General features: G+C 59.5%; 21 protein-coding genes and 4 pseudogenes. 11 read left to right on the top strand and 14 right to left on the bottom strand.

Features of this window, described 5'->3' with window-relative positions; translation table 11 throughout:
• Nucleotide 1 precedes the first annotated feature (1 nt).
• The 5 genes from livM to JBO08_RS19500 all read left to right on the top strand — a co-directional run bounded on the left by livM (nt 2) and on the right by JBO08_RS19500 (nt 5434).
• Complete coding sequence (livM, locus tag JBO08_RS19520; protein ID WP_065879912.1) at nt 2-1279, top strand: high-affinity branched-chain amino acid ABC transporter permease LivM; 1278 nt, start codon at nt 2-4, stop codon at nt 1277-1279.
• Nucleotides 1276-2151, top strand: a complete 876-nt coding sequence (locus JBO08_RS19515; protein WP_049710276.1) for an ABC transporter ATP-binding protein — start codon at nt 1276-1278, stop codon at nt 2149-2151. The genes livM and JBO08_RS19515 overlap by 4 nt, the downstream gene beginning before the upstream one ends.
• Nucleotides 2148-2864: an ABC transporter ATP-binding protein gene (locus JBO08_RS19510; protein ID WP_065874337.1), complete on the top strand. Its 717-nt coding sequence runs from the start codon at nt 2148-2150 to the stop codon at nt 2862-2864. Before JBO08_RS19515 ends, JBO08_RS19510 begins: the two co-directional genes overlap by 4 nt.
• 730 nt (nt 2865-3594) lie before the next feature.
• Entirely contained in the window at nt 3595-4362 is a 768-nt protein-coding gene (locus JBO08_RS19505; RefSeq protein WP_049710274.1) for an SDR family oxidoreductase, read from the top strand.
• Nucleotides 4363-4528: 166 nt separating this feature from the next.
• Nucleotides 4529-5434 carry a cation diffusion facilitator family transporter gene (locus JBO08_RS19500; RefSeq protein WP_065874336.1) on the top strand — a complete coding sequence of 302 codons (906 nt, stop codon included), beginning with the start codon at nt 4529-4531 and terminating at the stop codon, nt 5432-5434.
• 119 nt (nt 5435-5553) lie between these two features.
• Here JBO08_RS19500 and JBO08_RS19495 read toward each other — a convergent pair whose 3' ends face one another.
• From JBO08_RS19495 to ureE, 5 genes are all read right to left on the bottom strand, one after another.
• A complete protein-coding gene (locus tag JBO08_RS19495; protein WP_220074868.1) occupies nt 5554-6663 on the bottom strand; it encodes an AGE family epimerase/isomerase in 1110 nt (369 codons plus the stop codon).
• A gap of 173 nt (nt 6664-6836) precedes the next feature.
• On the bottom strand, nt 6837-7409 hold the full coding sequence (locus JBO08_RS19490) for a HupE/UreJ family protein (RefSeq protein ID WP_065874334.1): 573 nt from the start codon (nt 7407-7409) through the stop codon (nt 6837-6839).
• Between the two features lie 22 nt (nt 7410-7431).
• Nucleotides 7432-8046 (bottom strand): urease accessory protein UreG, encoded by a 615-nt coding sequence (ureG, locus tag JBO08_RS19485; protein WP_065874333.1) that lies wholly within the window; start codon nt 8044-8046, stop codon nt 7432-7434.
• A 12-nt stretch (nt 8047-8058) separates the two neighbouring features.
• A complete protein-coding gene (locus JBO08_RS19480; protein ID WP_065874332.1) occupies nt 8059-8733 on the bottom strand; it encodes an urease accessory protein UreF in 675 nt (224 codons plus the stop codon).
• Nucleotides 8730-9230, bottom strand: a complete 501-nt coding sequence (gene ureE / locus JBO08_RS19475; protein ID WP_010213559.1) for an urease accessory protein UreE — start codon at nt 9228-9230, stop codon at nt 8730-8732. Before ureE ends, JBO08_RS19480 begins: the two co-directional genes overlap by 4 nt.
• A gap of 277 nt (nt 9231-9507) precedes the next feature.
• Here ureE and JBO08_RS19470 point away from each other — a divergent pair, with 277 nt between their 5' ends.
• Nucleotides 9508-10005 carry a C40 family peptidase gene (locus JBO08_RS19470; RefSeq protein WP_065879915.1) on the top strand — a complete coding sequence of 166 codons (498 nt, stop codon included), beginning with the start codon at nt 9508-9510 and terminating at the stop codon, nt 10003-10005.
• A 5-nt stretch (nt 10006-10010) separates the two neighbouring features.
• On the opposite strand, the gene JBO08_RS19465 is transcribed toward JBO08_RS19470, so the two are convergent.
• Nucleotides 10011-10643 (bottom strand): TetR family transcriptional regulator, encoded by a 633-nt coding sequence (locus tag JBO08_RS19465; protein ID WP_049710266.1) that lies wholly within the window; start codon nt 10641-10643, stop codon nt 10011-10013.
• 149 nt (nt 10644-10792) lie between these two features.
• Nucleotides 10793-11245 (bottom strand): hypothetical protein, encoded by a 453-nt coding sequence (locus tag JBO08_RS19460; RefSeq protein ID WP_065874329.1) that lies wholly within the window; start codon nt 11243-11245, stop codon nt 10793-10795.
• 359 nt (nt 11246-11604) lie between these two features.
• Between JBO08_RS19460 and JBO08_RS19455 the strand changes: the two genes are divergently transcribed.
• Nucleotides 11605-13674 (top strand): AsmA family protein, encoded by a 2070-nt coding sequence (locus tag JBO08_RS19455; protein ID WP_065889084.1) that lies wholly within the window; start codon nt 11605-11607, stop codon nt 13672-13674.
• 86 nt (nt 13675-13760) lie between these two features.
• Here JBO08_RS19455 and JBO08_RS28535 read toward each other — a convergent pair.
• The 6 genes and pseudogenes from JBO08_RS28535 to JBO08_RS19435 form a co-directional block, all read right to left on the bottom strand.
• A pseudogene (locus JBO08_RS28535) lies at nt 13761-14195 on the bottom strand (methyl-accepting chemotaxis protein); the annotation flags it as partial.
• A 102-nt stretch (nt 14196-14297) separates the two neighbouring features.
• Nucleotides 14298-14984, bottom strand: a pseudogene (locus JBO08_RS28530) (PAS domain-containing protein); the annotation flags it as partial.
• A 160-nt stretch (nt 14985-15144) separates the two neighbouring features.
• Nucleotides 15145-15666, bottom strand: a pseudogene (locus JBO08_RS28525) (methyl-accepting chemotaxis protein); the annotation flags it as partial.
• Between the two features lie 609 nt (nt 15667-16275).
• Nucleotides 16276-16785, bottom strand: a pseudogene (locus JBO08_RS28520) (MCP four helix bundle domain-containing protein); the annotation flags it as partial.
• A gap of 476 nt (nt 16786-17261) precedes the next feature.
• Nucleotides 17262-17792 (bottom strand): bacterioferritin, encoded by a 531-nt coding sequence (locus JBO08_RS19440; protein ID WP_065874325.1) that lies wholly within the window; start codon nt 17790-17792, stop codon nt 17262-17264.
• 98 nt (nt 17793-17890) lie between these two features.
• The gene (locus tag JBO08_RS19435) at nt 17891-18790 is read right to left on the bottom strand and encodes a LysR substrate-binding domain-containing protein (protein WP_220074866.1); all 900 of its coding nucleotides are present in this window, start codon (nt 18788-18790) and stop codon (nt 17891-17893) included.
• A 136-nt stretch (nt 18791-18926) separates the two neighbouring features.
• On the opposite strand from JBO08_RS19435, the gene JBO08_RS19430 reads away from it, so the two are divergent.
• The gene (locus tag JBO08_RS19430; protein WP_220074865.1) at nt 18927-19568 is read left to right on the top strand and encodes an FMN-dependent NADH-azoreductase; all 642 of its coding nucleotides are present in this window, start codon (nt 18927-18929) and stop codon (nt 19566-19568) included.
• Nucleotides 19569-19668: 100 nt separating this feature from the next.
• The gene (locus JBO08_RS19425) at nt 19669-20559 is read left to right on the top strand and encodes a triacylglycerol lipase (protein WP_220074864.1); all 891 of its coding nucleotides are present in this window, start codon (nt 19669-19671) and stop codon (nt 20557-20559) included.
• A gap of 19 nt (nt 20560-20578) precedes the next feature.
• On the opposite strand, the gene JBO08_RS19420 is transcribed toward JBO08_RS19425, so the two are convergent.
• Nucleotides 20579-21454 (bottom strand): DMT family transporter, encoded by an 876-nt coding sequence (locus JBO08_RS19420; RefSeq protein ID WP_220074863.1) that lies wholly within the window; start codon nt 21452-21454, stop codon nt 20579-20581.
• A 97-nt stretch (nt 21455-21551) separates the two neighbouring features.
• Between JBO08_RS19420 and JBO08_RS19415 the strand changes: the two genes are divergently transcribed.
• Nucleotides 21552-22340 (top strand): helix-turn-helix transcriptional regulator, encoded by a 789-nt coding sequence (locus JBO08_RS19415; RefSeq protein WP_065909668.1) that lies wholly within the window; start codon nt 21552-21554, stop codon nt 22338-22340.
• A 70-nt stretch (nt 22341-22410) separates the two neighbouring features.
• Nucleotides 22411-22713, top strand: coding sequence for a PsiF family protein (locus tag JBO08_RS19410; protein ID WP_065874319.1), 303 nt, complete (start codon nt 22411-22413; stop codon nt 22711-22713).
• The last annotated feature ends 158 nt before the right edge of the window (nt 22714-22871 follow it).

The following is a 22871-nucleotide window of genomic DNA, read 5'->3' as shown; positions in this document are numbered from 1 at the left end:
CATGTCTGCTGCCAAACCAATCGATATCAAGAAAAGTGTGGTCGATGCAGTCCTCGCCGGGCTGATTTCGTTGATCATCTTCGGGCCCATCGTTGGCGTTGTCCTCGATGGCTACAGCTTCAACCTGGAACCGACCCGCGTCGGCGTGATGGTCGCGATTGTGATGCTCGGCCGGTTCGCCATGAGCCTGTTCCTGCAAACGCCCAAGGGTATAAGAATCCTGCAGGGATTCGAGAGCAGCGGCTCCGGCGTGCACGTACAGAAACCGGACTATAAATCGCGGCTGCGCTGGATCATTCCGGCACTCATCGTGATCGCCATCGTGTTCCCGATCTTCGCCAACAAGTACCTGCTGACCGTGGTGATCCTCGGGCTGATCTACGTGTTGCTCGGGTTGGGCCTGAACATCGTGGTAGGCCTGGCGGGCTTGCTCGACTTGGGCTACGTGGCGTTCTACGCCATCGGTGCCTACGGCCTGGCGCTGGGTTATCAATACCTGGGCCTGGGTTTCTGGACGGTGCTGCCACTGGCGGCCATTGCGGCGGCGCTGGCGGGGTGCATCCTCGGGTTTCCGGTATTACGAATGCACGGTGACTACCTGGCTATCGTGACCCTGGGGTTCGGTGAAATCATCCGCTTGGTGCTTAACAACTGGCTGTCGTTTACCGGCGGCCCGAATGGCATGCCCGTGCCGTCACCGACCTTCATGGGGCTGGAGTTCGTGCGCAAGGCCAAGGATGGCGGGGTGCCCTTTCATGAGTTTTTTGGCATCGATTACAACCCTAATTTCAAGTTCATGTTTATCTACATCGTGTTGTTCATCGTGGTGATGCTGGTGCTGTACATCAAGCATCGCCTGACCCGCATGCCGGTCGGCCGTGCCTGGGAAGCGCTGCGCGAAGATGAAATCGCCTGCCGTTCCATGGGCCTGAACCACGTACTGGTCAAGCTCTCGGCGTTCACCATCGGTGCGTCGACTGCGGGCCTGGCCGGGGTGTTCTTTGCCAGCTACCAGGGCTTCGTCAACCCGTCCTCGTTTACCTTCTTCGAGTCGGCGCTGATCCTGGCCATCGTGGTCTTGGGTGGCATGGGCTCGACGGTCGGCGTGGTGATTGCGGCCTTCGTATTGACCGTCGCGCCCGAACTGCTGCGCAGCTTCTCCGAATACCGCGTGCTGCTGTTTGGCGTGTTGATGGTGGTGATGATGATCTGGCGACCGCGCGGCTTGATCCGCATCAGCCGTACCGGTGTGACACCACGTAAAGGAGTGGCGCCATGAGCAAGGAAGTCGTCCTTTCCGTTGAGCACTTGATGATGCACTTCGGTGGCATCAAAGCCTTGAGCGATGTGAGCCTCAAGGTGGAACGCAACTCGATCTTCGCCCTGATCGGCCCCAACGGCGCCGGCAAGACCACGGTATTCAACTGCCTCACCGGCTTCTACAAAGCCAGCGGCGGCAAGATTGAACTCAATGTGCGTGGTAAGCAGACAAACGTGATCCAACTGCTCGGCGAGCGCTTCAAAGCCGTCGACTTTGTGTCGCCGAAAAGTTTCCTCAGTCGGGTGTACTACAAGATGTTCGGCGGCACCCACCTGGTGAACCGTGCTGGCCTGGCGCGAACCTTCCAGAACATTCGCCTGTTCAAGGAAATGTCGGTGGTGGAAAACCTGCTGGTGGCCCAGCACATGTGGGTCAACCGCAATATGCTCGCGGGTATCCTCAACACCAAGGGCTACCGCAAAGCCGAAAGCGATGCCCTTGACCACGCTTTCTACTGGCTGGAAGTGGTGGACCTGGTGGACTGTGCCAACCGCCTGGCCGGCGAACTTTCCTACGGCCAGCAGCGCCGCCTGGAGATCGCTCGCGCCATGTGCACGCGGCCGCAGATCATCTGCCTCGATGAGCCGGCAGCGGGCCTCAACCCCCAGGAAACCGAAGCCCTCAGCGCGATGATTCGCCTGCTGCGCGACGAACACGACCTCACGGTCGTGCTGATCGAACACGACATGGGCATGGTGATGAGTATTTCCGACCACATCGTGGTGCTGGACCACGGCAACGTGATCGCCGAAGGCGGGCCGGAAGCGATCCGCAACGACCCGAAAGTGATTGCCGCCTACCTGGGCGCCGACGAAGAGGAGCTGGTATGAGCGGACCTATCCTCGAAATGAAGGACCTGGACGTGTACTACGGTCCGATCCAGGCCCTGAAAAAAGTCTCGCTGCATATCAACGAAGGCGAAACCGTCAGCCTGATCGGCTCCAACGGCGCGGGCAAGTCCACGCTGCTGATGTCGATTTTCGGCCAGCCACGGGCCGAGTCAGGGCAGATCCTCTATAACGGCGTCGACATTACCCACAAGTCGTCCCACTACATTGCCTCCAATGGTATTGCGCAGTCGCCGGAAGGGCGGCGGGTGTTCCCCGACATGACCGTCGAGGAAAACCTGCTGATGGGCACCATCCCGATTGGCGACAAGTTCGCCCAGGAAGACATGCAGCGCATGTTCGAGCTGTTCCCACGGCTCAAGGAACGGCGTACCCAGCGGGCCATGACCATGTCCGGTGGCGAGCAGCAAATGCTCGCCATCGCCCGCGCGTTGATGAGCCGTCCAAAGTTGTTGCTGTTGGACGAACCTAGCCTGGGGCTGGCGCCAATTGTGGTGAAGCAGATCTTCTCGACCCTGCGCGAGTTGGCGGCGACCGGGATGACTATTTTCCTGGTGGAGCAGAACGCCAACCATGCGCTGCGTCTGTCGGATCGGGCGTATGTGATGGTTAACGGTGAGATTCGTCTGACGGGTACTGGTAAGGAATTGTTGGTCAACGAGGAAGTGCGCAACGCCTACCTCGGCGGCCACTGATCTAAATAACGACGCAGCACCCACTGTGGGAGCCCACATAAAAGCGGCTCCCGCAGTCTTTTTAGTGCTATCCACAGACCGTTCTGGAAATTGTGGAAAACAAATCCAGCCGCCCTCTAAAGCGCGACATATAGCCGCCGCAAATCCCTGTTTTGTCACAGTTTTGACTTGTCCCCATCCACTGTGGAACCGGCTGTGGGTAACGTGGGAGTAGCTGGCTGAAAGCCTTTAAAACCGTGGCTTGTAGCGAGTCGGTTGTTTTTTGATCAGCGGCTTTTTCGCGACCGCCCGAGGGCTTTGTCAACCTGTTTAAAGACACAGGTATATGACCGAAATATGTCCCGCCAGCCTGTGGATAAGTCTGTGACTAAACTCTGGAAAGACGGCCGCAGAGGCCGGAATGACTGGCCTGGAGCCATCGTTCTGATTTCCCGCCTGTCGATGGGTCTACATACGGCCCGTCTAAGGTCAAGCAAAAAACTTTCTAAAACCCCCTGTAACCCTTGTGTACAGAGGCCTGGAGCTTTTTGCACTTGCCCCCAAAGACTGTGGGCGCAGTTGTGGATAACCTGCGTGCATATGGCTGCACGCCACGGTTCATAAGGCTTTGCGTGCAATGGTTAAAAAGTGATCAGCTGCACATGAAGTTATGCGCTTAGCGGTTGCCGCCACCGCGGCGTAAGGGCATTCTGCTGGCAACTTTTTTCCCGATGCCCGCAAGGAGAACACCATGTCCGACACGCTGTTTATTACTGGCGCAACCTCAGGTTTCGGCGAAGCCTGTGCTCGTCGTTTTGCCGACGCTGGCTGGAAACTGGTGCTGACTGGCCGGCGTGCCGACCGCCTGAATGCGCTGGTCGAAGAGCTTTCAAAGCAGACCGAAGTGCATGGCCTGGTTGTGGACGTGCGTGACCGCAAGGGCATGGAAGACGCCATCGCCAACCTGCCGCCGTCGTTCGCGAAGCTGCGCGGGCTGATCAACAACGCCGGCCTGGCCGTGGGCACTGACCCGGCGCCCAAGTGCAGCCTCGACGATTGGGAAACCATGGTCGACACCAACATCAAGGGCTTGTTGACCACCACCAGCCTGCTGCTGCCGCGCCTGATCGCGCATGGCCGTGGCGCCGGGATCATCAACCTGGGCTCCATCGCCGGCAGCTACCCGTACCCGGGCAGCCATGTGTATGGCGGCTCCAAGGCGTTTGTTAAGCAGTTCTCGCTGAACCTGCGCTGCGACCTGCAAGGTACCGGCGTGCGCGTGACCAACATCGAGCCAGGCCTGTGCGAGAGCGAGTTTTCGTTGGTGCGCTTTGGTGGTGACCAGGCGCGGTATGACGCGACGTATGCCGGTGCCGAGCCGATTCAGCCGCAGGATATTGCGGACACGATCTTCTGGGTCATGAATACGCCGGCGCATGTGAATATCAACCGGTTGGAGTTGATGCCGGTGAGCCAAACATGGGCTGGGTTTGCGATTGAGCGCGGCGCTAAAGCCTGATTTTGTAGTGAGCGGGCTTGCCCCGCGCGAGGCATGCTCGCTCACTACACATTTCATTGTCAGCCGCCAAATAGGCAGCAAATCGGCCAAAACACGGCATAAGGTACACTCCACCTCTGAAAACCCCTCCGCACTGTGCGGTTTTAAGGTTTTGACAGGAGGAAATGTGAGTAACCGAGGTGAGCAGTCACTGCTCAAACAATCGACCATCCTGATGTTCGCGGTAGCGATCGCCGGGATTGTCACGGGTGTGGTATCTGGCGCCCAATCCATTCTGTTCGACGGCTTTTTCTCGCTGATCGCCACCGCCATCAAGGTGTTGATGCTGATCACGGCCAAGCTGATCGCCAAGAAAAGCAACGAGCGCTTCCAGTTCGGCTATTGGCATCTGGAGCCCATGGTGTTGCTGATCGAAGGCAGTTTCCTGTTGCTGATCGCCATTTATGCGTTCCTCAACGGCGTGTTCGGCATTATCAATGGCGGGCGTGAGATCGAGTTGGGGCTGGTGATCCTCTACGCGGCGGTGTTTACCGTCGTCGAATTCGCCTACTTCTTTTACGTGCGCTATCGCAATCGCACGCTGAAATCATCGCTGATCCAGTTCGACAACATCAGTTGGCTGGTGGACGCGATGCTCTCGGTGGGCTTGCTGATCAGCTTTCTGGCGGCACTGCTGCTCAAGTCCCAGGGCTATGGCGAGTGGGCGGTGTATGTCGACCCGTTGATCCTGATCCTGCTGGCCCTGAGCATGCTGGCGCCGGCGTTCAAGATCCTGCGCCCGGCGTTGCGCGAGGTGCTGGGGATTGCCCCGGACCACCTGGATGACAAAGTGCGCGAAGTGATGGACGCGGCACAGGCCAAGCATGGTTTCGACGACTACGTGTCCTACGTGCAAAAACACGGGCGGGCGCGGTTTATCGAGATTCATGTGGTGCTGCCGGCGGATTATCCGGTGGATAACGTTGCGACCCTGGACGGGCTGCGCGAAGAGATATCCACAGGGCTCGGCACGCCGGATGCGGCGCGCTGGCTGACGATCAGTTTTACGGGGGATCGTAAGTGGATTGCGTGAGGGCAGTTAGACCGAGGTGAAGCCTTCGCGAGCAAGCCCGCTCCCACATTCGACCGCATTCACATGTTGGAACACGGTCAAGTGTGGGAGCGGGCTTGCTCGCGAAGAGGCCCTGAAAATCAGCCGAGAGACCGGATCAGACCCTGATAGCAAGTCGCCAAATGATAAGGCGTAGTCGACGGCATATCCCGTCGACTCACGACGCCCTTGGCATCCAGGCATTCATTCCAACCCTTTTCATGCAAGAAGTGCTGTTGCAGCGCGAGCAGTTGGCGCTGTAGCACCGCTTCGCTGCCTGGCCGCAAGGTCAGTGCCCGCAGGTATTCGGCCTGGGCCCAGATACGTTGAGTGCCGTCGCGTACCGTGCCGTCCAGCGCCAGCATGCCGCTGACCGCGCCGCTTACGTTATCCACACCCTGTTGCTCGGCGTAGGCGAAAGCCCGGGTCAGCGACGCATGCAGCGGCGTACCGCGCAGTACATCTGACGATTCCAGCAAAAAGAACCACTCGAACTGGTGTCCCGGTTCGAACCAGTTATCCACAGCGCCCAGCGGTTTTTCCATCATCACGCCGTGCTGGCGGTCGATGAAGCGCTGTTGCATGGCTGTCGCCAGTGCCAGCAGGGCTGCCTGCACGCGGGCGTCTTCACGCACCGCGAGGGTGACGAGGAACCCTTCGGCCAAGTGCATCAATGGGTTTTGCAGCGGGCCGGATTCAAGCGATGACCAGTTGCGCTCCAGCACGGCTTCATACAGGCCGTCGCCTGTGGAAAACCGCTCGGCGACCACTTCCAGGGCCGCATTGAGCACCGATTCCACCAGCGGCGCACGCACCTTGGCCCAGTAATGGGCGCAGGCGAAGATGATGAAGGCGTGGGTGTAGAGGTCTTTGCGCTGGTCGAGCGGCTGGCCGGCGGGATCAATGCTGTAGAACCAGCCGCCGTGCTCGGCGTCATGGAAGTGCTGTTGCAGTGAACGGAACAGAACCGCTGCGCGCTCCTCGGCGAAGGCTGCGCCAGGCTCGCCGATCAGGCTGGCAAACAGGTACAGCTGCCGCGCGCAGGCCATGGCGCGGTAGCGTTGTGGGGGCAGCGGCCGGTGATCGGCATCCAGCGCCTCATAGGGCAGTGCCAGCTCGGCGTTCCAGCCCGGGCCTTGCCAGAGCGGTACGATCAGGCTGTGGAAGTGCGTGAGCACGGTGTTCAAGGAGGGTTGGGAAGCGCTGGGCATTGGCTGGCGTCGTCACGGCAGGGGTGTAGGCGCGCATGGTATCAGGCTTGGGTTGTGTGGTGTCTTTGAGACCGCCATCGCAGGCAAGCCAGCTCCCACAGTTTGATGTGCGAACCCAATCAAACGTGGGAGCTGGCTTGCCTGCGAAGAGGCCCTTACAAACGCAACAAAATTCAGCCCGCCAGCAGCCAAACCCCAGTCGCCGCCGACGCCGCCCCTGCAACCCGCACCAACGGCGCCGCAGCCGCCGGCAGGAAGCGCACTACTGCATAACCCGCCGCGTGCAACACGGCCGTTGCGCCTACAAAACCAGCCGCATACGCCCAAGGGTTGGACATGTCCGGCAGCTCCAAACCGTGCGCGACGCCGTGAAACAGCGCGAACAATGCCGTCGCCCCCACCGCCACAAACAACGGCGGTCGCACCGCCAGCGCCACCGCCAGGCCCAGTGCCAGCACCGACGCGGCAATCCCGCTTTCCAGCGCCGGCAATGCCAAGCCCTCAAAACCCAGCACGCCGCCAATCAGCATGGTGCCCACAAAAGTGCACGGCAGTGCCCAGCGGGCGGCGCCTTTTTGTTGGGCGGCCCACAAGCCGACGGCCACCATGGCCAACAAGTGGTCAATGCCACCCAGGGGGTGGCTGATGCCGGCCACCAGGCCGTTGTCGCCGTGGCCCGGGTGAGCGAAGGCGAGGGCGGGGGCCAGCAGCAGGGCGGCGGCGGTGAAAAGTTTCTTGAGGCTCATAAACGGGCTCCTTGGGGGTTGGTCAGGCGGCGGTCAGCAGGCCTTGGCGTTCGATAAAGGCGACGATGTCATCCAGGCCGACACCGGTTTTCTGGTTGCTGAACACAAAGGGTTTACCGTTGCGCATGCGCTGGGTGTCGCTGTTCATCAACTCCAGCGAGGCGCCCACCAGCGGTGCCAGGTCGATCTTGTTGATCACCAGCAGGTCGGATTTGCAAATACCAGGCCCGCCCTTGCGTGGCAGCTTGTCGCCGGCTGACACATCGATTACGTAGATGGTCAGGTCCGACAGCTCGGGGCTGAAGGTGGCCGAAAGGTTGTCGCCGCCGGACTCCACCAGGATCAGGTCCAGGCCGGGGAAACGGCGGTTGAGCTGATCCACGGCTTCGAGGTTGATCGAGGCGTCTTCACGGATCGCCGTGTGCGGGCAGCCACCGGTTTCCACGCCGATGATGCGCTCGGGTGCCAAGGCTTGGTTACGCACCAGGAAATCGGCGTCTTCGCGGGTATAGATGTCGTTGGTGACTACTGCCAGGTTGTAGCGGTCACGCAGCGCCAGGCACAGCGCCAGGGTCAGGGCCGTCTTGCCGGAGCCCACCGGGCCGCCGATACCAACACGCAAAGGTTGTGAGTTCATGTAGGTGTTCTCCTAGGAACGGAACAGGCGGCTGTACTGGCGCTCGTGGGCCATGCACGCCAGGGACAGGCCGAAAGCGGCGCTGCCGAAATGGGTAGGGTCGATGCGGCTGGCGTCCTGCTGGGCTTGTTGCAGCAGCGGCAGCAGTTCGCTCGTCAGGCGCTGGGCGGCTTGCTGGCCCAGGGGCAGGGTTTTCATCAGCACGGCCAGTTGGTTTTCCAGCCAGCTCCACAACCACGCGGCGAGGGCATCGGCGGGGCTGATGCTCCAGGCGCGGGCGGCCAGGGCCCAGCCCAGGGCCAGATGCGGCTCGGTGCACCGCTCAAGAAATGCGCGGGCGGCGTCGTCCAGTTCCGGCAATCCGCTGAGTAATTGCTGCAGCGAGTAGCCCATCTGCCGGCTCTCCTGATACAGCTCGCGGGTCTCGCGGCTGGCGCGATGCTCATCACACCATTGCGCCAGGCGCGGCCAATCCTCATCAAAGGCCGCTTGGCAGTGCGCGAGCAGCAACGGTGCTTCGAAACGCGCGAGGTTGAGCAGCAACTGATCGCTGATCCAGCGTCGTGCAGTGGCCGCATCATTGACGCGACCGTTCTCCACCGCCATTTCCAGGCCCTGGGAATAGCTGTAGCCGCCAATCGGCAATTGCGGACTGGCCAGACGCAGCAGCGCCCAGGCTGGGTTCATAGACGCACGCCGAACTGATGCAGCTTGGGTGGGTAGTTGAAATCTTCATCGCCATGGCGCGAGTGATGGTGGCCGCCGCCGTAAGCGCCGTGCTCCGGCTGGAATGGCGCTTCAATAGTTGCGGTCTGCGCGCCCAGCTGTTCGAGCATGGCCTTGAGCACATAGTCGTCCAGCAGGCGCAGCCAGCCGTCCCCTACCTGCAACGCCACATGGCGGTTACCCAGGTGATACGCCGCGCGAGTCAGTTCAAATGCGCTGCTGCAGGTGACGTGCAGCAGATGTTCAGGCCGGGCGCATACGCGTACGACGCGTCCGTCTTCAGCCTGTAGGAATTCGCCATCGTGCAGCGGCGGCTGGCCGCGCTCCAGGAAAAGGCCGACGTCTTCACCGTCGGCACTGAAACAGCGCAGGCGACTTTTGCTGCGTGCTTCGAAATTCAGCAGCAACTCGGCGGCCCAGAGGGCTTGAGGGGCGATTCGTCGGTGGATCACCAGCATCAGGAAGCTTCCAGCTATGAGCGATGAAACAGCTAGAGCAAGGGCCTTGCCAATGTCGATAGAGAGTAGGAATTGCCTGTAGGCAAGGACGATGGCGCCACTAAATGGAGCGAGGAGCAATTCTCTGTGTGCGCCAAAGTGGTGCGTATTTTTATAGGTTGCACGCGTGGTGGGCGTTTTCAGATTTTCCCTACAGGGTATGAGGATTCGGCGTTCATCAAGTTACCTGCAAGATCATTAGCCTGTGCGCCGTGTTTAATCTACCGCGACGTTCATCATGTTCAAGTCATTTTGTTGTCTGGTTATTGTCAGTCTGTCTCTCGCTCTTTCATCGGCTTCGGCCAATCTGAACTCCCATCCCTCTTTCACCGCGTCACCCAAAGAAGCGTCTATCGAGGATGTGGTCGACCGTGCCCACGAACTGTTGGGTACGCCTTACAAATGGGGCGGTACCTCGGCAGAGCAGGGTTTCGATTGCAGCAGCCTGCTGGTGTATCTGTTCAAGACTCAAGCCAATATCCGAATACCGCGCACCACGGCGGCAATGCAACGTTCGACGGCCGCGACCATCAAGCGCAACTCGCTCCAGCCCGGCGATGCGGTGTTTTTCAAAGGAAACGGTAGCGGCCAGGTCAGCCATGTGGGCCTTTATATAGGCGAGGGCAAATTTATCCATTCACCGCGCAGCGGCAAAAACATCCGTATCGATTCGCTGAGCAACCGCTATTGGAACAAGCACTACACCACGGCCAAGCGTTTCCATTCGGCAGGCTAATTGCGTTATTCGGTGCTGCCCAGGCCTTGCCAGTGCTTCAAACCGATAAAGATAAAGCGCAATTGCTGGGTGATTTTCGCCTGCGGCGTGAGGTGGGCGGGCAGGGCGTGGGCTGGCGGGTCGATGATGTCGGGAAGGGTGGCGAACACACTTTTGACGATCAAGTCCGCCATCACGTGCAAGCCTTCAGCGTCCAGGTGCTGCAGTTTGGGCATGAAAGTGAGGTCAGCCGCCAGGTCGCGAGTGATGTCTTCGCGCAGCGCCGCGATGGCTTGGCGCACGGCGAGGCAGCCGCCGTATTGCTCGCGGGCGAGGAACAGGAATTGCGAACGGTTGGCCGAAACCACATCGAGAAAGATCCGCACGGAGGCATCGATAATGCCGCCCATCACGAATTCGTTGTGGCGCACCAGGCGGATCGTAGCGCGAAAGGTCTGGCCGACTTCACTCACCAACACGAGGCCAAGCTGGTCCATGTCGGCAAAATGGCGATAAAAACCGGTGGGCACGATGCCAGCTGTCTTCGCCACTTCGCGCAGGCTCAGGCTACCAAACCCACGGCCACATTCCATCAGATGGCGGGCTGCGTCCATCAAGGCGAGGCGGGTCTGTTGCTTTTGTTCGGCGCGGGGCAGCATGGGCGGGCAGGCTTTGTTGGCAAGTACAGCGACGCACTCTAGCAAAACAGCTTTGCCGGCGTCGAACTTGGCGGGGAAGTACGTGACGCGATCTACAGGAAAGCAAAAGCCCGATCGACGGATCGGGCTTTTTTCTGGGCCACCACGGGTTAGCTCTGTGCTTGATGCAGTTCTTGCAGACGGTCAGCACCGCCCTCAGCAACACCTTCGGTGTAGGCGCGTTCGTTGGCTTGTTCAGCACCGCCTTCAACCAGGCCTTTTTGTTCCAGGCGATCACGGCCACCTTCGGCGACAGCATTGCGTTCCAGCAGGCGATCCGCACCACCTTCAACCAGACCTTTCTGTTCCAGGCGGTCGCGGCCATTTTCGGTCAGGCCTTCGGTGTAAGCGCGTTTGTTGGCTTGCTCCGAACCATTTTCAGCAACAGCGCCTTTGGCGTAGTCACGGTTCTCTTCTTCTTGCGAGCCGCTGCGCGCTACGGTCTGGCTGAAATGCACCGCGTCGGCTTTGACTTGTGGGGTGGCCTGTTCAACGGCTGGCAGGGCAAAGGCACTGGAAGCCAGGATGGACAACAGGACGGTAGCGAGTACTTGGCGTTTCATGATGGGTTGCTCCTTGGGAGGGCGATAAAGTGGGTACAGGGCTAATGCTACTCTCGATAAGTCGATATAAAAGTTCATAAACACAATGGTAATAATCAACAGAATTGATTGTTCTGGGCGGAGGCTCTAGATCGGGCCTCTCAAGCACGCGGTTTTGCACCGGTGTGGGTATTTTCGACACGCACATGGGTAACAATGGTGCGCTGTCGTAGGGGGATTCTGTCGAAGTGGTCAGAAATTGAGGTTTTTCCCGGCAAATGGCCGATTGGGTTAAACCCCCAAGCGGTTTGCCAGTCGTAGTCGTATAAGCTGTCCATAAAGGCTGTGACCCAGCCAGTCGTATTCAGGAGTCCTGTGCAATGACGCGCACTCGTAAAATCGTCGCTTGGTGCTGCGCCAGCTTCGTTCTGTTAATCGCCGTTGTGGTATTGGTTCTGGTGTTCTTCGACTGGAACCGCATCAAGCCGCCCCTCAATGCCAAGGTTTCCGAAGAGCTGCATCGACCGTTTGCCATCAACGGCAACCTGGCGGTGGTGTGGGCGCGTGAGCCCGACGAAGGCGGTTGGCGCGCCTGGGTGCCGTGGCCCCATGTGATTGCCGAAGACCTGACCCTGGGCAACCCCGACTGGTCGAAAACCCCGCAAATGGTCACGCTTAAAAAGGTCGAATTGCGCATTTCGCCGCTGGCGTTGCTGGTGCAGCGCGTGGTGATCCCGCGCATTGACCTCACTGAGCCGAGTGCGCAATTGCAGCGTCTGGCCGACGGCCGCGCCAACTGGACCTTCAAGTTCGACCCCAAGGACCCGAACGCCGAACCCTCCAACTGGGTGGTGGACATCGGCGCCATCGGCTTCGACAAAGGCCACGTGACCCTCGACGACCAGACCCTCAAGACCCAGCTGGATGTCATCATCGACCCGCTGGGCAAACCCGTGCCCTTTGGTGAAATCGTTGGCGACGCCGATGCCAAGAAGGCTTTGGAAAAAGGCTCGGCGCCGCAGGACTATGCGTTTGGCCTCAAGGTCAAAGGCCAGTACCACGGCCAGAAACTCGACGGCACCGGCAAAATCGGCGGCCTGCTGGCGTTGCAAGACGCGGCCAAGCCGTTTCCGTTGCAGGCTCAGGTCAAGATTGCCGACACCAGCATCGCCCTGGCCGGCACCCTCACGGATCCGCTGAATCTGGGTGCCCTAGACCTGCGCCTGAAACTCGCAGGTTCCAGCCTGGGCAACCTCTACCCACTGACCGGCGTGACCCTGCCGGATTCGCCGGCCTATTCCACCGATGGTCACCTGATCGCCAAGCTGCACGAAGCCAGCGGCGCCTCGTTCCGCTACGAAAACTTCAACGGCAAGATCGGTAACAGCGATATTCACGGTAGCCTTGGCTACGTCGCCAGCCAGCCGCGCCCCAAACTCAGCGGCGCGTTGGTGTCCAACCAACTGCTGATGACCGACCTCGCGCCCCTGATCGGCGCCGACTCGAATGCCAAGCAAAAAGCCCGTGGCGGCGACAGCAAACAACCCGCGACCAAAGTGCTGCCGGTGGAAGAGTTCCGCACCGAGCGCTGGCGTGTCATGGATGCCGATGTGGAGTTCACCGGCAAGCGCATCGTGCACAGTGCCGATCTGCCCTTCACCGACCTCTACACCCATGTGGTGCTCAATGACGGCGAACTAAGCCTGGAGCCCCTGCGTTTCGGCGTGGCCGGCGGCAAGCTGGATGCACAGATTCGCCTGAACGGGCGCACCGCACCGATGGAAGGTCGCGCCAAACTGACTGCGCGTAACTTCAAGCTCAAGCAGTTGTTCCCGACATTCGAACCGATGAAAACCAGCTTTGGTGAGCTCAACGGCGACGCCGACATTTCCGGTCGCGGCAACTCCGTGGCGGCACTGCTGGGCACCTCCAATGGTGACCTGAAGATGCTGATCAACGACGGCGCCATCAGCCGTGGCCTGATGGAAATCGCCGGGCTTAATGTGGGCAACTACGTGGTGGGCCGACTGTTTGGCGACAAGGAAGTGAAGATCAATTGCGCCGCGGCGGACTTCGGCATCAAGACTGGCCTGGCGACGACGCGGTTGTTTGTGTTTGATACCGAGAACGCCATTATCTATATCGATGGCACGGCGAACATGGCCACGGAGCAACTGGACTTGACCATCAACCCCGAATCGAAAGGTTTCCGACTGTTCTCCCTGCGTTCACCGCTGTACGTCAACGGGCCGTTTATCAAGCCGAATGCCGGTGTGAAAGCCATTCCTCTGGCGCTGCGTGGCGCGGGCATGGTGGCGCTGGGTGTGATCGCAGGGCCTGCGGCCGGTTTGCTGGCATTGATCGCACCCAGCGCCGACGCGCCTAACCAGTGCGCACCTTTGCTGCAACAGATGCGGGAAGGCAAAGCACCGAAAACAGTCAAAGGGTGATTGCTGAAAATCACCCACTTGCCCATTAATCAAACGATGTGTCGCAACAGCGCTAGCGAACATTCTGCGCCAGCGGTGTTGCGACCCTAGGCAATCTGGGTCGCAAACCTGCCCACCGCATCGACCACTCGTTTGGCGCCATCCTGAATCTCAACAATGACGTGGCCCGCCTGGGTGGCGAGTTCAAGGCCTTGCTCTGCCTGGGATTTGCTGTTTGCCATCTCGGCGACGGTCTCATCCACCAGCTTCTGGTTCTGCAAGACAACCGATGCAATTTCTTCGGTAGCCGTGCTGGTACGCCCAGCCAATTGCCGAACCTCATCCGCCACGACCGCAAAACCGCGCCCCTGCTCACCTGCGCGCGCGGCTTCAATCGCAGCGTTCAATGCCAGCAAGTTGGTTTGCTGGGCAATACTACTGATCGTCTGGATGATCGAGCTGATCAACAATGACTGCTTGCCGAGCGCTTCAACGCCGCCAGAGGCCGCCTGCATATCAACGGCGACTTTACGCATGGTGTGCATCGTGTCGTTAACCACGACGGCGCCGCGCTGAGCCGTCACGTCAGTCTGCTGGGAGATTTCAAATGCAGTTTGGGCGGCTTCACTGACGGCTTGTTCACGGGCCACCTGGTCGGTGACCACCGTCGCAAACTTAACGACCTTGCAGAGTGTGCCTTCGGTGTCGTACACCGGGTTATAAGTCGCCTCCAGCCATACAGTCTGACCGCGACTGTCCATTCGTTCGAAGCGGCCAGCAACAAATTCACCCTTGTTCAGCGTTGACCAAAAATCCTTGTAGTTCTGCGACGAAGCTTCTTCTGGCTTGCAGAAAATACGGTGGTGACTGCCTTTCGCTTGGCTCAAGTTGTAGCCCATGGCTTTTAAAAACTGCTCATTCGCCATGAGCACATGCCCGGATAGATCGAACTCGATCACCGCCGTCGAACGCAGCAGCGCGTCAATGAACGAGGCGTTTTCCGAGGCTTTTTCTACGCGGGACGTAATGTTGGTCGCATAGCAAGCGATATGACTTAACCGGCCAGTCGCCTCGGTTATGGGCTGCCAATGAGCATGAATCCACACTAACGAACCGTCAGCATGCAGGTAACGGTATTCGTCAGAGATCGATTTACCTGCGGCGACGGCGGCTCGAAAGTTGTGAAAGCACGGCAGCTTGGAGACGTACTGGGGAACGATATCGGCCATGGCACGGCCCAGAAGCTGATTCTGGGTGTAGCCCAAGGCCTGTGCGAAATTGTCGTTGCAGGCGGTAATTTTAAATGTCGAATCGATACTCAGCGTCAGCATTTCATGGCTGAGTCCATCACGCAGTTGGCGCAGCTGCGCCAGCTCGGCTGTCTGAGATTGAAGCTGGTTCTTGATTTTGGTATTGAACATGGGAAAACCGCCTGTTGGGTCTTGATAAGGCTATCGGCAAAGTCAGCAGCTTGTTGGTCCTTTGCGACGCCTAAGCAGCGCTGAAGAACGCAACTTTCGCAGTAAGGCGATCCGCCAACTGCGCGAGTTCCATGCTCGCCGTTGCCACTTGGCGTGAGCCAGTGGCGGACTGCACGGTGGATCCGTGAATACGGTTGATGTTTTGCGCCACGTCTTCGGCCACGCTGTTCTGCTGCGAGGAGGCACTGGCGATTTGGGCGTTCATGTCGCTGATCGCACCCACCTGCTCGCTGATCTTGGCTAACGCACTCTGCGCCCTACGGGTTTGCGCCACGGTTTGGCTTGCCAGCTCGCAGCTGTCACGCATGGTTTGCGAGGCGGTTTCAGTGCCCACTTGCAGCGTGCTGATCATCTCCCGAATTTCCTCGGTCGACCGCTGAGTCCGGTTGGCCAGCGAGCGCACCTCATCGGCGACTACCGCAAACCCGCGCCCATGCTCTCCAGCCCGCGCGGCCTCAATGGCGGCGTTCAGGGCCAGCAAGTTGGTTTGCGCAGCGATGGAGTTGATAACATCGATCACTGACTCGATCTTTTCGCTGTGTTTGGACACCTGGTTCACAGTGCCTGTGGTCTGCTCCAGCGTGACGGCCAGTTGTTCGATGGCCAGTGTGGTGCTAGCCACCAGTCGATTGCCGCTTTCCACTTCTATATCAGCCAACCGGGATGCCTCAGCTGCCTGCGCGGCATACCCTGAGACTTCATTCACCGTTGCCGCCATTTGAGTAATGGCGGTGGCCACCTGCTCGGCTTCACGGGTTTGCAGGCTGATCTGGTCATTGTTGGCCGATGAAGTGGCAGACAATTGAGTCGACGAGTGATTGACCTCTTGGGCCGCCCTGCGCACTTGCTGGATAGTCTCTGCCAGGTGGCTAAGTGCGTCTTTCAATACGCCCATCACGCTATTGGGGTACTTCGTGGCTATCGTCTGGTTCAGATCACCCGCTGCCAACCGCGCGATGGCCAATGCAACTTCCGTAGGCTCTGCGCCCAGCGTGGAGTTGACGAAGCGAATAATTACCGCCGACAACACAATGCTCAACAACAGGGCAATGCCGGTCGCGATGATCATCAGCGTACTGAACTGGCTGGCGGTTGCTTGCACCGCGCCAAGCTTCGCCTTGATTGACGCCTCTTCATAGTCGATCAGCGCATTCACGCGCTTGAGCCACTCGCTGTATTCCAAAGACGTTTGACGCATCAGCAGCGCTTGGGCGCCCGGAATATCGCCCGCTTGGCGCAGGGAGATTATGGCCTGGGTAGATGCCAGGGTTTGTTGTTCGATGGCCTTGATGGCGCTCAGTAATCGAACCTCTTCGGCGGTGACGCGGGTGCCCTTGAACAGCTGGTCCATAGGGGCCGCCGAGTCGGAGTAGGCCTTTTCCAGGGCTCGAATCTCATCCAAGTGTTTTTCCAGGTCCGCGTTGTTCGCCACCAGCACTGCATCCCGGATCGCAATGGCTCGGTTATGCACGCTGCCGCGGAAATTGATTGCGTAGCGCTGTACCTTCGCAGCGTTTTCGCTGACGTCGCCCAAGGTGGAATCAATAAACGCCACGCGCTGAATGCCGATGGCAGTGATCACTACAAGAAGCGCCAGGATGGCCGCGAAGCTAAGCCCTATACGTGTGGCCAACGAAAGCGTTTTCTTCATGGCTAGCTCGGAAATTCGCCCTGCACTGGGCTGAGTTGATGCGGATGACGCGAATGGCGCTATTAGCCGCTCACGTTGAGTTCATTGACGATACGTCGGTGCAATAAGGGCCATCCAGTTAGCAATACTCACTGCATTGATAGCTATGTGCTATCGGGCAGGGTCGCCGAGCAGGCTCCATCAAAAAACTAAATTCACAGCGGCGTGGGTGCCCGTTGTCAGCGATGGATTTTGAGCCTATCGTGCCATTAAACTTATACAGGATGCATATCATTGTACAAGAATTAGCGGTGACCACTGACGCTTTATTTTGATGGTGAGTGCCCACTTTGCGCTCGAGAATCAGTTGCGCGGCGATGTGGCGTCAGCCTCGCTGTAGTGGCACTTTCTGATGCGTCACGGTAACCGCCCACACAGACAAAAAGGGCGCGCTGGTTATCCAGCGCGCCCTTTTTGGTATTCCGGTTTTTTTGGTATTACAGGCTTTCGAGAATATCCGCCATGTCGTCGGCGTGCTCTTCTTCCTGGGCCAGGATTTCCTCGAAGAGACGGCGCGTGGTCGGATCTTTGTCACCGATGTACTGGATGATTTCACGGTAGCTGTCCACCGCGATCCTTTCGGCCACCAGGTCTTCGTAGACCATTTCCTTCAAGCTGTTACCTGCCACGTATTGAGCGTGGGAGTTTTTCGACAGCAGATCCGGGTTGAACTCCGGTTCGCCGCCCAACTGCACGATGCGCTCGGCGAGTTTGTCGGCGTGCTCGGCTTCCTGGGTGGCGTGCTCGAGGAACTCTTCTGCGGCTACATGGGCTTTGACGCCGCTGGCCATGAAGTAATGGCGCTTGTAGCGCAGTACGCAGACCAGTTCGGTCGCGAGCGAGCCGTTGAGCAAGCGGATGATTTCTTCGCGGTCGGCGTCGTAGCCTTCGGTCACGGCACCGTTTTCGACGTTCTGGCGGGCGCGTTGGCGCAGGGTTGCTACGTCAGTCAAGTTTGCTTCAGTCATCTCAATCTCCTGGTGCTAATCCGGTTTTACGCCACGCTCTACCGGCGTGATCGCTCCAAGTTGTGAGTGTTGGCTGAAGCAAAAAGTTTTATCGGATTTCACAAGGCGTGCCCGGACAGCCTGACTTCCTCCTGCATCCACTGGAAAAACGCCCGTACCGGCGGGTGACGCTCACGGCCCTGTACACACAGCGCGCTGTAACCGGCACCGCCTACGCTGATCTGTGGTTGGAAAGGCACCAGCAAGCCCGTGGCAATGCTCTCCGACACCAGAATATTGCTGGCCAGGACCAAGCCCTGACCGGCGATGGCCGCTTGCAGCGCGTAGTGTTCTTCGTCGTATTCACGCAGTGCCGGCGCGTCCTCCAACCAGCGTTCCCCGGCCTTTTCACACCAGGCTTGCCACCCCAGGGCATAGAGCCTGGAGTTGTGCCAGCGCACGCTGATCAGCGTCGGCACCTGCGTGTGGGCCAGCGCCACTTGTTCGGGGGAGCCGTACACCGCAAATCGCTCATCGAACAGGCACAGGCCGTAGAGGTTGGGGTAGTCATCGAGGCTGTAGCGGATTACCAGATCGACGCTGGCGTCTTGCTGCAGGTCGACGACATCGCACTGGGTATCCAGGCGCAGGTTGATCCCCGGATGAGCGGCATAAAAACGTCCCAGCCGCGGCACCAGCCATAACGCGGCAAAGGCCGGCGTGGTGGACAGGGTAAGGTGCCCAGCGCTGCGTTGTGGGCGTAAGGTGTCAACGCTTTGTGCCACATCCAGCAAGGCGCCGTGCAGGCTGTGGAACAGCCGTTCGCCACACGCCGTCAGGCGTACCTGGCGCGGTAGGCGCTCGAACAGCGGCACCCCTAGCCAGGTTTCCAGGCTGCGTATCTGGTGGGACACCGCTGTGGGCGTGACCGACAACTCCTGGGCCGCCGCCTTGAAGCTCAGCAGACGCGACGCCGATTCAAAGGTGCGCAGGGCAGTGAGGGGCAACGAGGCAAACATTCTGGCTCCATGGATGAATTCAATTCATCCAGATCAACTATTGCTCATTTGTTGGAAGCTGCGCGCAGCACTAGATTTGCAGGCAAGAGCAGCGGCCATACAGGTTGCCTGAGTCTAATGCGCGAAGGTCCTACAGATGAAAAAAATGCTAGTTGTCCATGCCAGTCCCCGGGGCGAACGCTCTCACTCCCGGCGCCTGGCTGAATCGTTCCTGGACGTGTGGCAGGCCGCCAACCCTGGTGCGCAGATCACCCGTCGCGAAGTCGGCCGGGCCTTCATTCCCCACGTCAACGAAGCGTTTGTGGCGGCGAATTTCTACCCCGAACCGCACTCTCTGCCCCGGGTCATGAAAGCTGACCTGCAGCTGAGCGATGAACTGGTCGACGAGTTGATCGACCATGAAATCCTGGTGATTTCCATGCCCCTGTATAACTTTGGCGTACCCAGCGGTCTCAAGGCTTGGATTGACCAGATCGTGCGCATGGGCCTGACCTTTGACATCACTCAAGACAGCCAAGGTATCGCGCAGTACCAGCCTTTGCTCAAAGGCAAGCGTGCATTGATCATTACTAGCCGAGGCGGTAATGGGTTTGGCCCGGGCGGCGAATATGAATGGATGAACCATGCCGATCCGCACCTGCGCACCGTGCTGGGTTATATCGGTATTGACGATGTGCGGGTGATCGCCGCCGAGGGTGAAGAGTCGGACAAGAGCGTTTTCCTGCGTGCCTGCGAGGAGGCCGAACGCCAGTTGCACGATCTGGCCGGGCATTTTTAAAGAGCCCGCGTGTCACGGATTGGTCATGGTGCGGTCATGTCGATTTATGCAGTGTTGGTCTAGGATGGATTTATCGTACTGAGACCAGGATGTCTGCTCCATGCCCCACTCCCTTGCCACGCGTTATCCCCTGGTGCTGGTGCCTGGCATGCTCGGGTTCGTGCGCCTGGGGCTGTTCCCGTACTGGTACGGTATCGTCCCGGCACTGCGTGCGGGTGGCGCCCAGGTGTATCCCGTGCAGGTGGCACCGCTCGATTCCAGTGAAGTGCGCGGCGAGCAATTGCTGGTGCGGATCGAGCGCATCCGCCGCGAGACCGGGGCCGACAAGGTCAACCTGATCGGCCACAGCCAGGGCTCGCTCACCGCGCGATATGCGGCGGCCAAGCGACCGGAGTGGGTGGCGTCGGTGACGTCGGTGGCTGGGCCTAATCATGGCTCGGAGCTGGCCGACCATATCCACACCCATTATCCCGTCGACGGCGCCAAGGGCCGGATCATGAGCGCGCTGTTTCACCTGGTCGCCTGGGTGATGGGCGTGCTGGAAACCGGCTATCGCGGTCCGCGCTTCAAGGCGGATCTGCAGGCGTCCCATAGGTCCCTGACCAGCGCGGGGGTGGCGCTGTTCAATCAGCAATATCCACAAGGATTGCCCGAGACCTGGGGCGGGCAGGGCGCCGAAGAGGTCAATGGGGTGCGCTATTACTCGTGGTCCGGCACCTTGCAGCCGGGCATCACTGACCGTGGCCGTAACCTGTTCGACGGTACGCACCGCAGTTGCCGTTTGTTCGCCCGCAGCTTTGTGCGGGAAAAGGGCCAGTGCGATGGCATGGTCGGGCGCTACAGCTCACACCTGGGGGTGGTGATTGGTGATGACTACCCCTTGGACCATTTCGATATCGTCAACCAATCGCTGGGCCTGGTGGGTAAGGGGGCCGAGCCCATTCGGTTGTTTGTCGAGCATGCACAAAGGCTTAAGGCTGCTGGGGTGTAACTGTGGGAGCAGGCTGTGTTCAGGCAGTACTGACGGGGGTAGTCCAACGCTCCGACAAAATCACCCCGCCCAACGTCAGCAAGCCGCCCACCAGGTGGTACAGCGCCAACTCTTCCTTCAACACCACCGCTGCAATCAGCGCGGTAATCAACGGCAGCAGGTTGAAAAACAGCGTGGTGCGGCTCGGGCCCAAGGTCTTCACCGAATGCATCCACGCCAGCGGCGCCAGCATCGAGGCCAGCAGGCACGCATACAGCACCAGCGGAATATTCGCCCAGCCAAGGCCGGCTTTTGCCGAGAACAGGAACAGCGGAAACAGCACCACCACGGCCACCAGCACCTGCAAATACAGCGACACCAGCGGTGGCAAGCGCAGTTGCCATTTTTTCAGCAGGGTGCTGTAGACCGCGTAGGCCAGGGTGGCGACCAGCATCATGCCGTCACCCAGGTTGACCCCGTGTTGCAGCAGTGCGCCCAGGCTGCCCGCCGACACCACCACGACTACGCCGGCAAACGACAGCACGGCACCGGTCAATGCGCCGTAGGTCAGGCGCTGGCCAAGGCTGATGATGGCCGCCGTGAGTGCCATCAACGGCATCAGCGACAGAATGATGCCCATATTGGTGGCGGTGGTTAGCGAGGCGGCGTAGTACGCGAGGCTCTGGTACACCGCCATGCCGAGCACGCCGAGGATGAAGATCTTGCCCAGGTTCGGGCGGATCAACGGCCAGTTGTCAATCACCGGCTTGAGCATGAACGGCGTAAACAGCAGCGCGGCCAGTAACCAGCGGTAAAACCCGATTTCAGCGGGGAAGATCGAACCCACCGCCAGCTTGTTGACCACGGTGTTGCCGGCCCAGATAAAAATGGCCAGCAGGGGATAAGCGTATTGCATCGAAAGAAACCAGGCGTGTTGATGAGGCAGGATTATCCCTTGTCTGGATTGAAGCTTATACTGCGATCCAGACAAATGACCTCTGTATCCAGACAATATGGCCAAGCACAACGTACGCCTTCAGGATTTCCCCCAACTGCCCAGTCCGGTGTACTTCCGCTATTCGGATTTCGCCCCGGACACCGAATGCACCCCACACCAGCATTTCTGGGGCTCGCTGGATTACTCCGCCAGCGGCGTGATGCGCATGGAAGTGGCCGGCAGCCGCTTCATGTCACCGCCGCAATACGCGGTGTGGGTGCCGCCGCACACCGAACACAGTTCCTACAACGCCGAGGCGATTGTCTACCACTCGGTGGGCCTTGCCCCGGAACTCTGCGAGGAACTGCCGCAACAGCCTTGCACCCTGGCCATCAGCGATATCCTCAAGGCCATCCTTCGCGACTTCGCACAGCGCGACGTAAATATGCCGCAGAGCGCATCCGATATCCGCCTGGCCCAAGTGCTGGTGGACCAGCTCAAACAGGCGCCGATCCACGAGTGCTTCCTGCCCTACGCCCGCCACCCTGGGGTGCTCGGCGTATTGGAAGGCATGCAGGCCGACCCCGCAGACAACCGCCCCCTGGCGCATTGGGCCGAGCAGGTACACGTGAGCGAACGCACCCTGGCGCGTCAGTTTGTGCGCGAACTCGGCATGAGCTTTGGTGAATGGCGCCAGCGCCTGCGCTACCTGGCGGCCATCGAAGCCCTCGACAGCGAGCGCAGCGTGCAACATGTGGCATTCGACTTGGGCTACAGCACCGCCTCGGCCTTTATCGCCATGTTCCAACGCCAGGCGGGTTGTACCCCGGAGCAGTATCGGCGGACGCATATACGCAGTCGGTGAAGATGTAACAGGTTTTGACTACACTGCTGGAAGGCCGTGCCCTCCGGCACGGTAACAGGGAGAAAACTCCATGAAGATGCTGCGAATTCCGCTGTTGATGATGGGCCTGCTGCTGTGTTCCCAGGGCTTTGCCGCCACCGCCCAGCAAAACAAAATGACCACCTGCAACGCTGAAGCCTCCACCAAGACGCTTAAGGGCGACGAGCGCAAGGCCTTCATGAAAACCTGCCTGTCGGCCCCGGCGGCCAACGACGCCAAGACCCTGACCCCGCAGCAGCAGAAGATGAAGGATTGCAATGCATCGGCGAAAACCAAGGCGCTGACGGGCGATGCGCGTAAAACCTACATGAGTACTTGCCTGAAAGGCAGCTGAGTGCGCGAATCCCCCTGTGGGAGCGGGCTTGCTCGCGAAAGCAGTTTTTCGTTCAACACATCAGTGACTGAACCACCGCATTCGCGAGCAAGCCCGCTCCCACACTGACCGTGTTCACAACACTAAGACCTCTCGCTTGATTTCCCCAAGGCTGGCAG

Origin of the sequence: Pseudomonas sp. LAP_36, assembly GCF_019456785.1 — a bacterium.
In the GTDB taxonomy this organism is placed as follows: domain Bacteria; phylum Pseudomonadota; class Gammaproteobacteria; order Pseudomonadales; family Pseudomonadaceae; genus Aquipseudomonas; species Aquipseudomonas tritici.
The sequence above is the reverse complement of the archived record's forward strand: the minus strand, read 5'-3'. Positions and strand labels throughout refer to the sequence as shown.

Bases quoted from the DNA above. Each gene is read 5' to 3' on its own strand.
- JBO08_RS19420 (WP_220074863.1), bottom strand. From the start codon at position 21,454: ATGCAATACGCTTATCCCCTGCTGGCCATTTTTATCTGGGCCGGCAAC.
- JBO08_RS19455 (WP_065889084.1), top strand. From the start codon at position 11,605: ATGACGCGCACTCGTAAAATCGTCGCTTGGTGCTGCGCCAGCTTCGTT.
- JBO08_RS19460 (WP_065874329.1), bottom strand. From the start codon at position 11,245: ATGAAACGCCAAGTACTCGCTACCGTCCTGTTGTCCATCCTGGCTTCC.
- JBO08_RS19435 (WP_220074866.1), bottom strand. From the start codon at position 18,790: ATGTTTGCCTCGTTGCCCCTCACTGCCCTGCGCACCTTTGAATCGGCG.
- ureE (WP_010213559.1), bottom strand. From the start codon at position 9,230: ATGCTGGTGATCCACCGACGAATCGCCCCTCAAGCCCTCTGGGCCGCC.
- JBO08_RS19465 (WP_049710266.1), bottom strand. From the start codon at position 10,643: ATGCTGCCCCGCGCCGAACAAAAGCAACAGACCCGCCTCGCCTTGATG.
- livM (WP_065879912.1), top strand. From the start codon at position 2: ATGTCTGCTGCCAAACCAATCGATATCAAGAAAAGTGTGGTCGATGCA.
- JBO08_RS19505 (WP_049710274.1), top strand. From the start codon at position 3,595: ATGTCCGACACGCTGTTTATTACTGGCGCAACCTCAGGTTTCGGCGAA.
- JBO08_RS19480 (WP_065874332.1), bottom strand. From the start codon at position 8,733: ATGAACCCAGCCTGGGCGCTGCTGCGTCTGGCCAGTCCGCAATTGCCG.
- JBO08_RS19490 (WP_065874334.1), bottom strand. From the start codon at position 7,409: ATGAGCCTCAAGAAACTTTTCACCGCCGCCGCCCTGCTGCTGGCCCCC.
- JBO08_RS19430 (WP_220074865.1), top strand. From the start codon at position 18,927: ATGAAAAAAATGCTAGTTGTCCATGCCAGTCCCCGGGGCGAACGCTCT.
- JBO08_RS19415 (WP_065909668.1), top strand. From the start codon at position 21,552: ATGGCCAAGCACAACGTACGCCTTCAGGATTTCCCCCAACTGCCCAGT.
- JBO08_RS19440 (WP_065874325.1), bottom strand. From the start codon at position 17,792: ATGACTGAAGCAAACTTGACTGACGTAGCAACCCTGCGCCAACGCGCC.
- JBO08_RS19470 (WP_065879915.1), top strand. From the start codon at position 9,508: ATGTTCAAGTCATTTTGTTGTCTGGTTATTGTCAGTCTGTCTCTCGCT.
- JBO08_RS19510 (WP_065874337.1), top strand. From the start codon at position 2,148: ATGAGCGGACCTATCCTCGAAATGAAGGACCTGGACGTGTACTACGGT.
- JBO08_RS19425 (WP_220074864.1), top strand. From the start codon at position 19,669: ATGCCCCACTCCCTTGCCACGCGTTATCCCCTGGTGCTGGTGCCTGGC.
- JBO08_RS19410 (WP_065874319.1), top strand. From the start codon at position 22,411: ATGAAGATGCTGCGAATTCCGCTGTTGATGATGGGCCTGCTGCTGTGT.
- JBO08_RS19495 (WP_220074868.1), bottom strand. From the start codon at position 6,663: ATGCCCAGCGCTTCCCAACCCTCCTTGAACACCGTGCTCACGCACTTC.
- ureG (WP_065874333.1), bottom strand. From the start codon at position 8,046: ATGAACTCACAACCTTTGCGTGTTGGTATCGGCGGCCCGGTGGGCTCC.
- JBO08_RS19515 (WP_049710276.1), top strand. From the start codon at position 1,276: ATGAGCAAGGAAGTCGTCCTTTCCGTTGAGCACTTGATGATGCACTTC.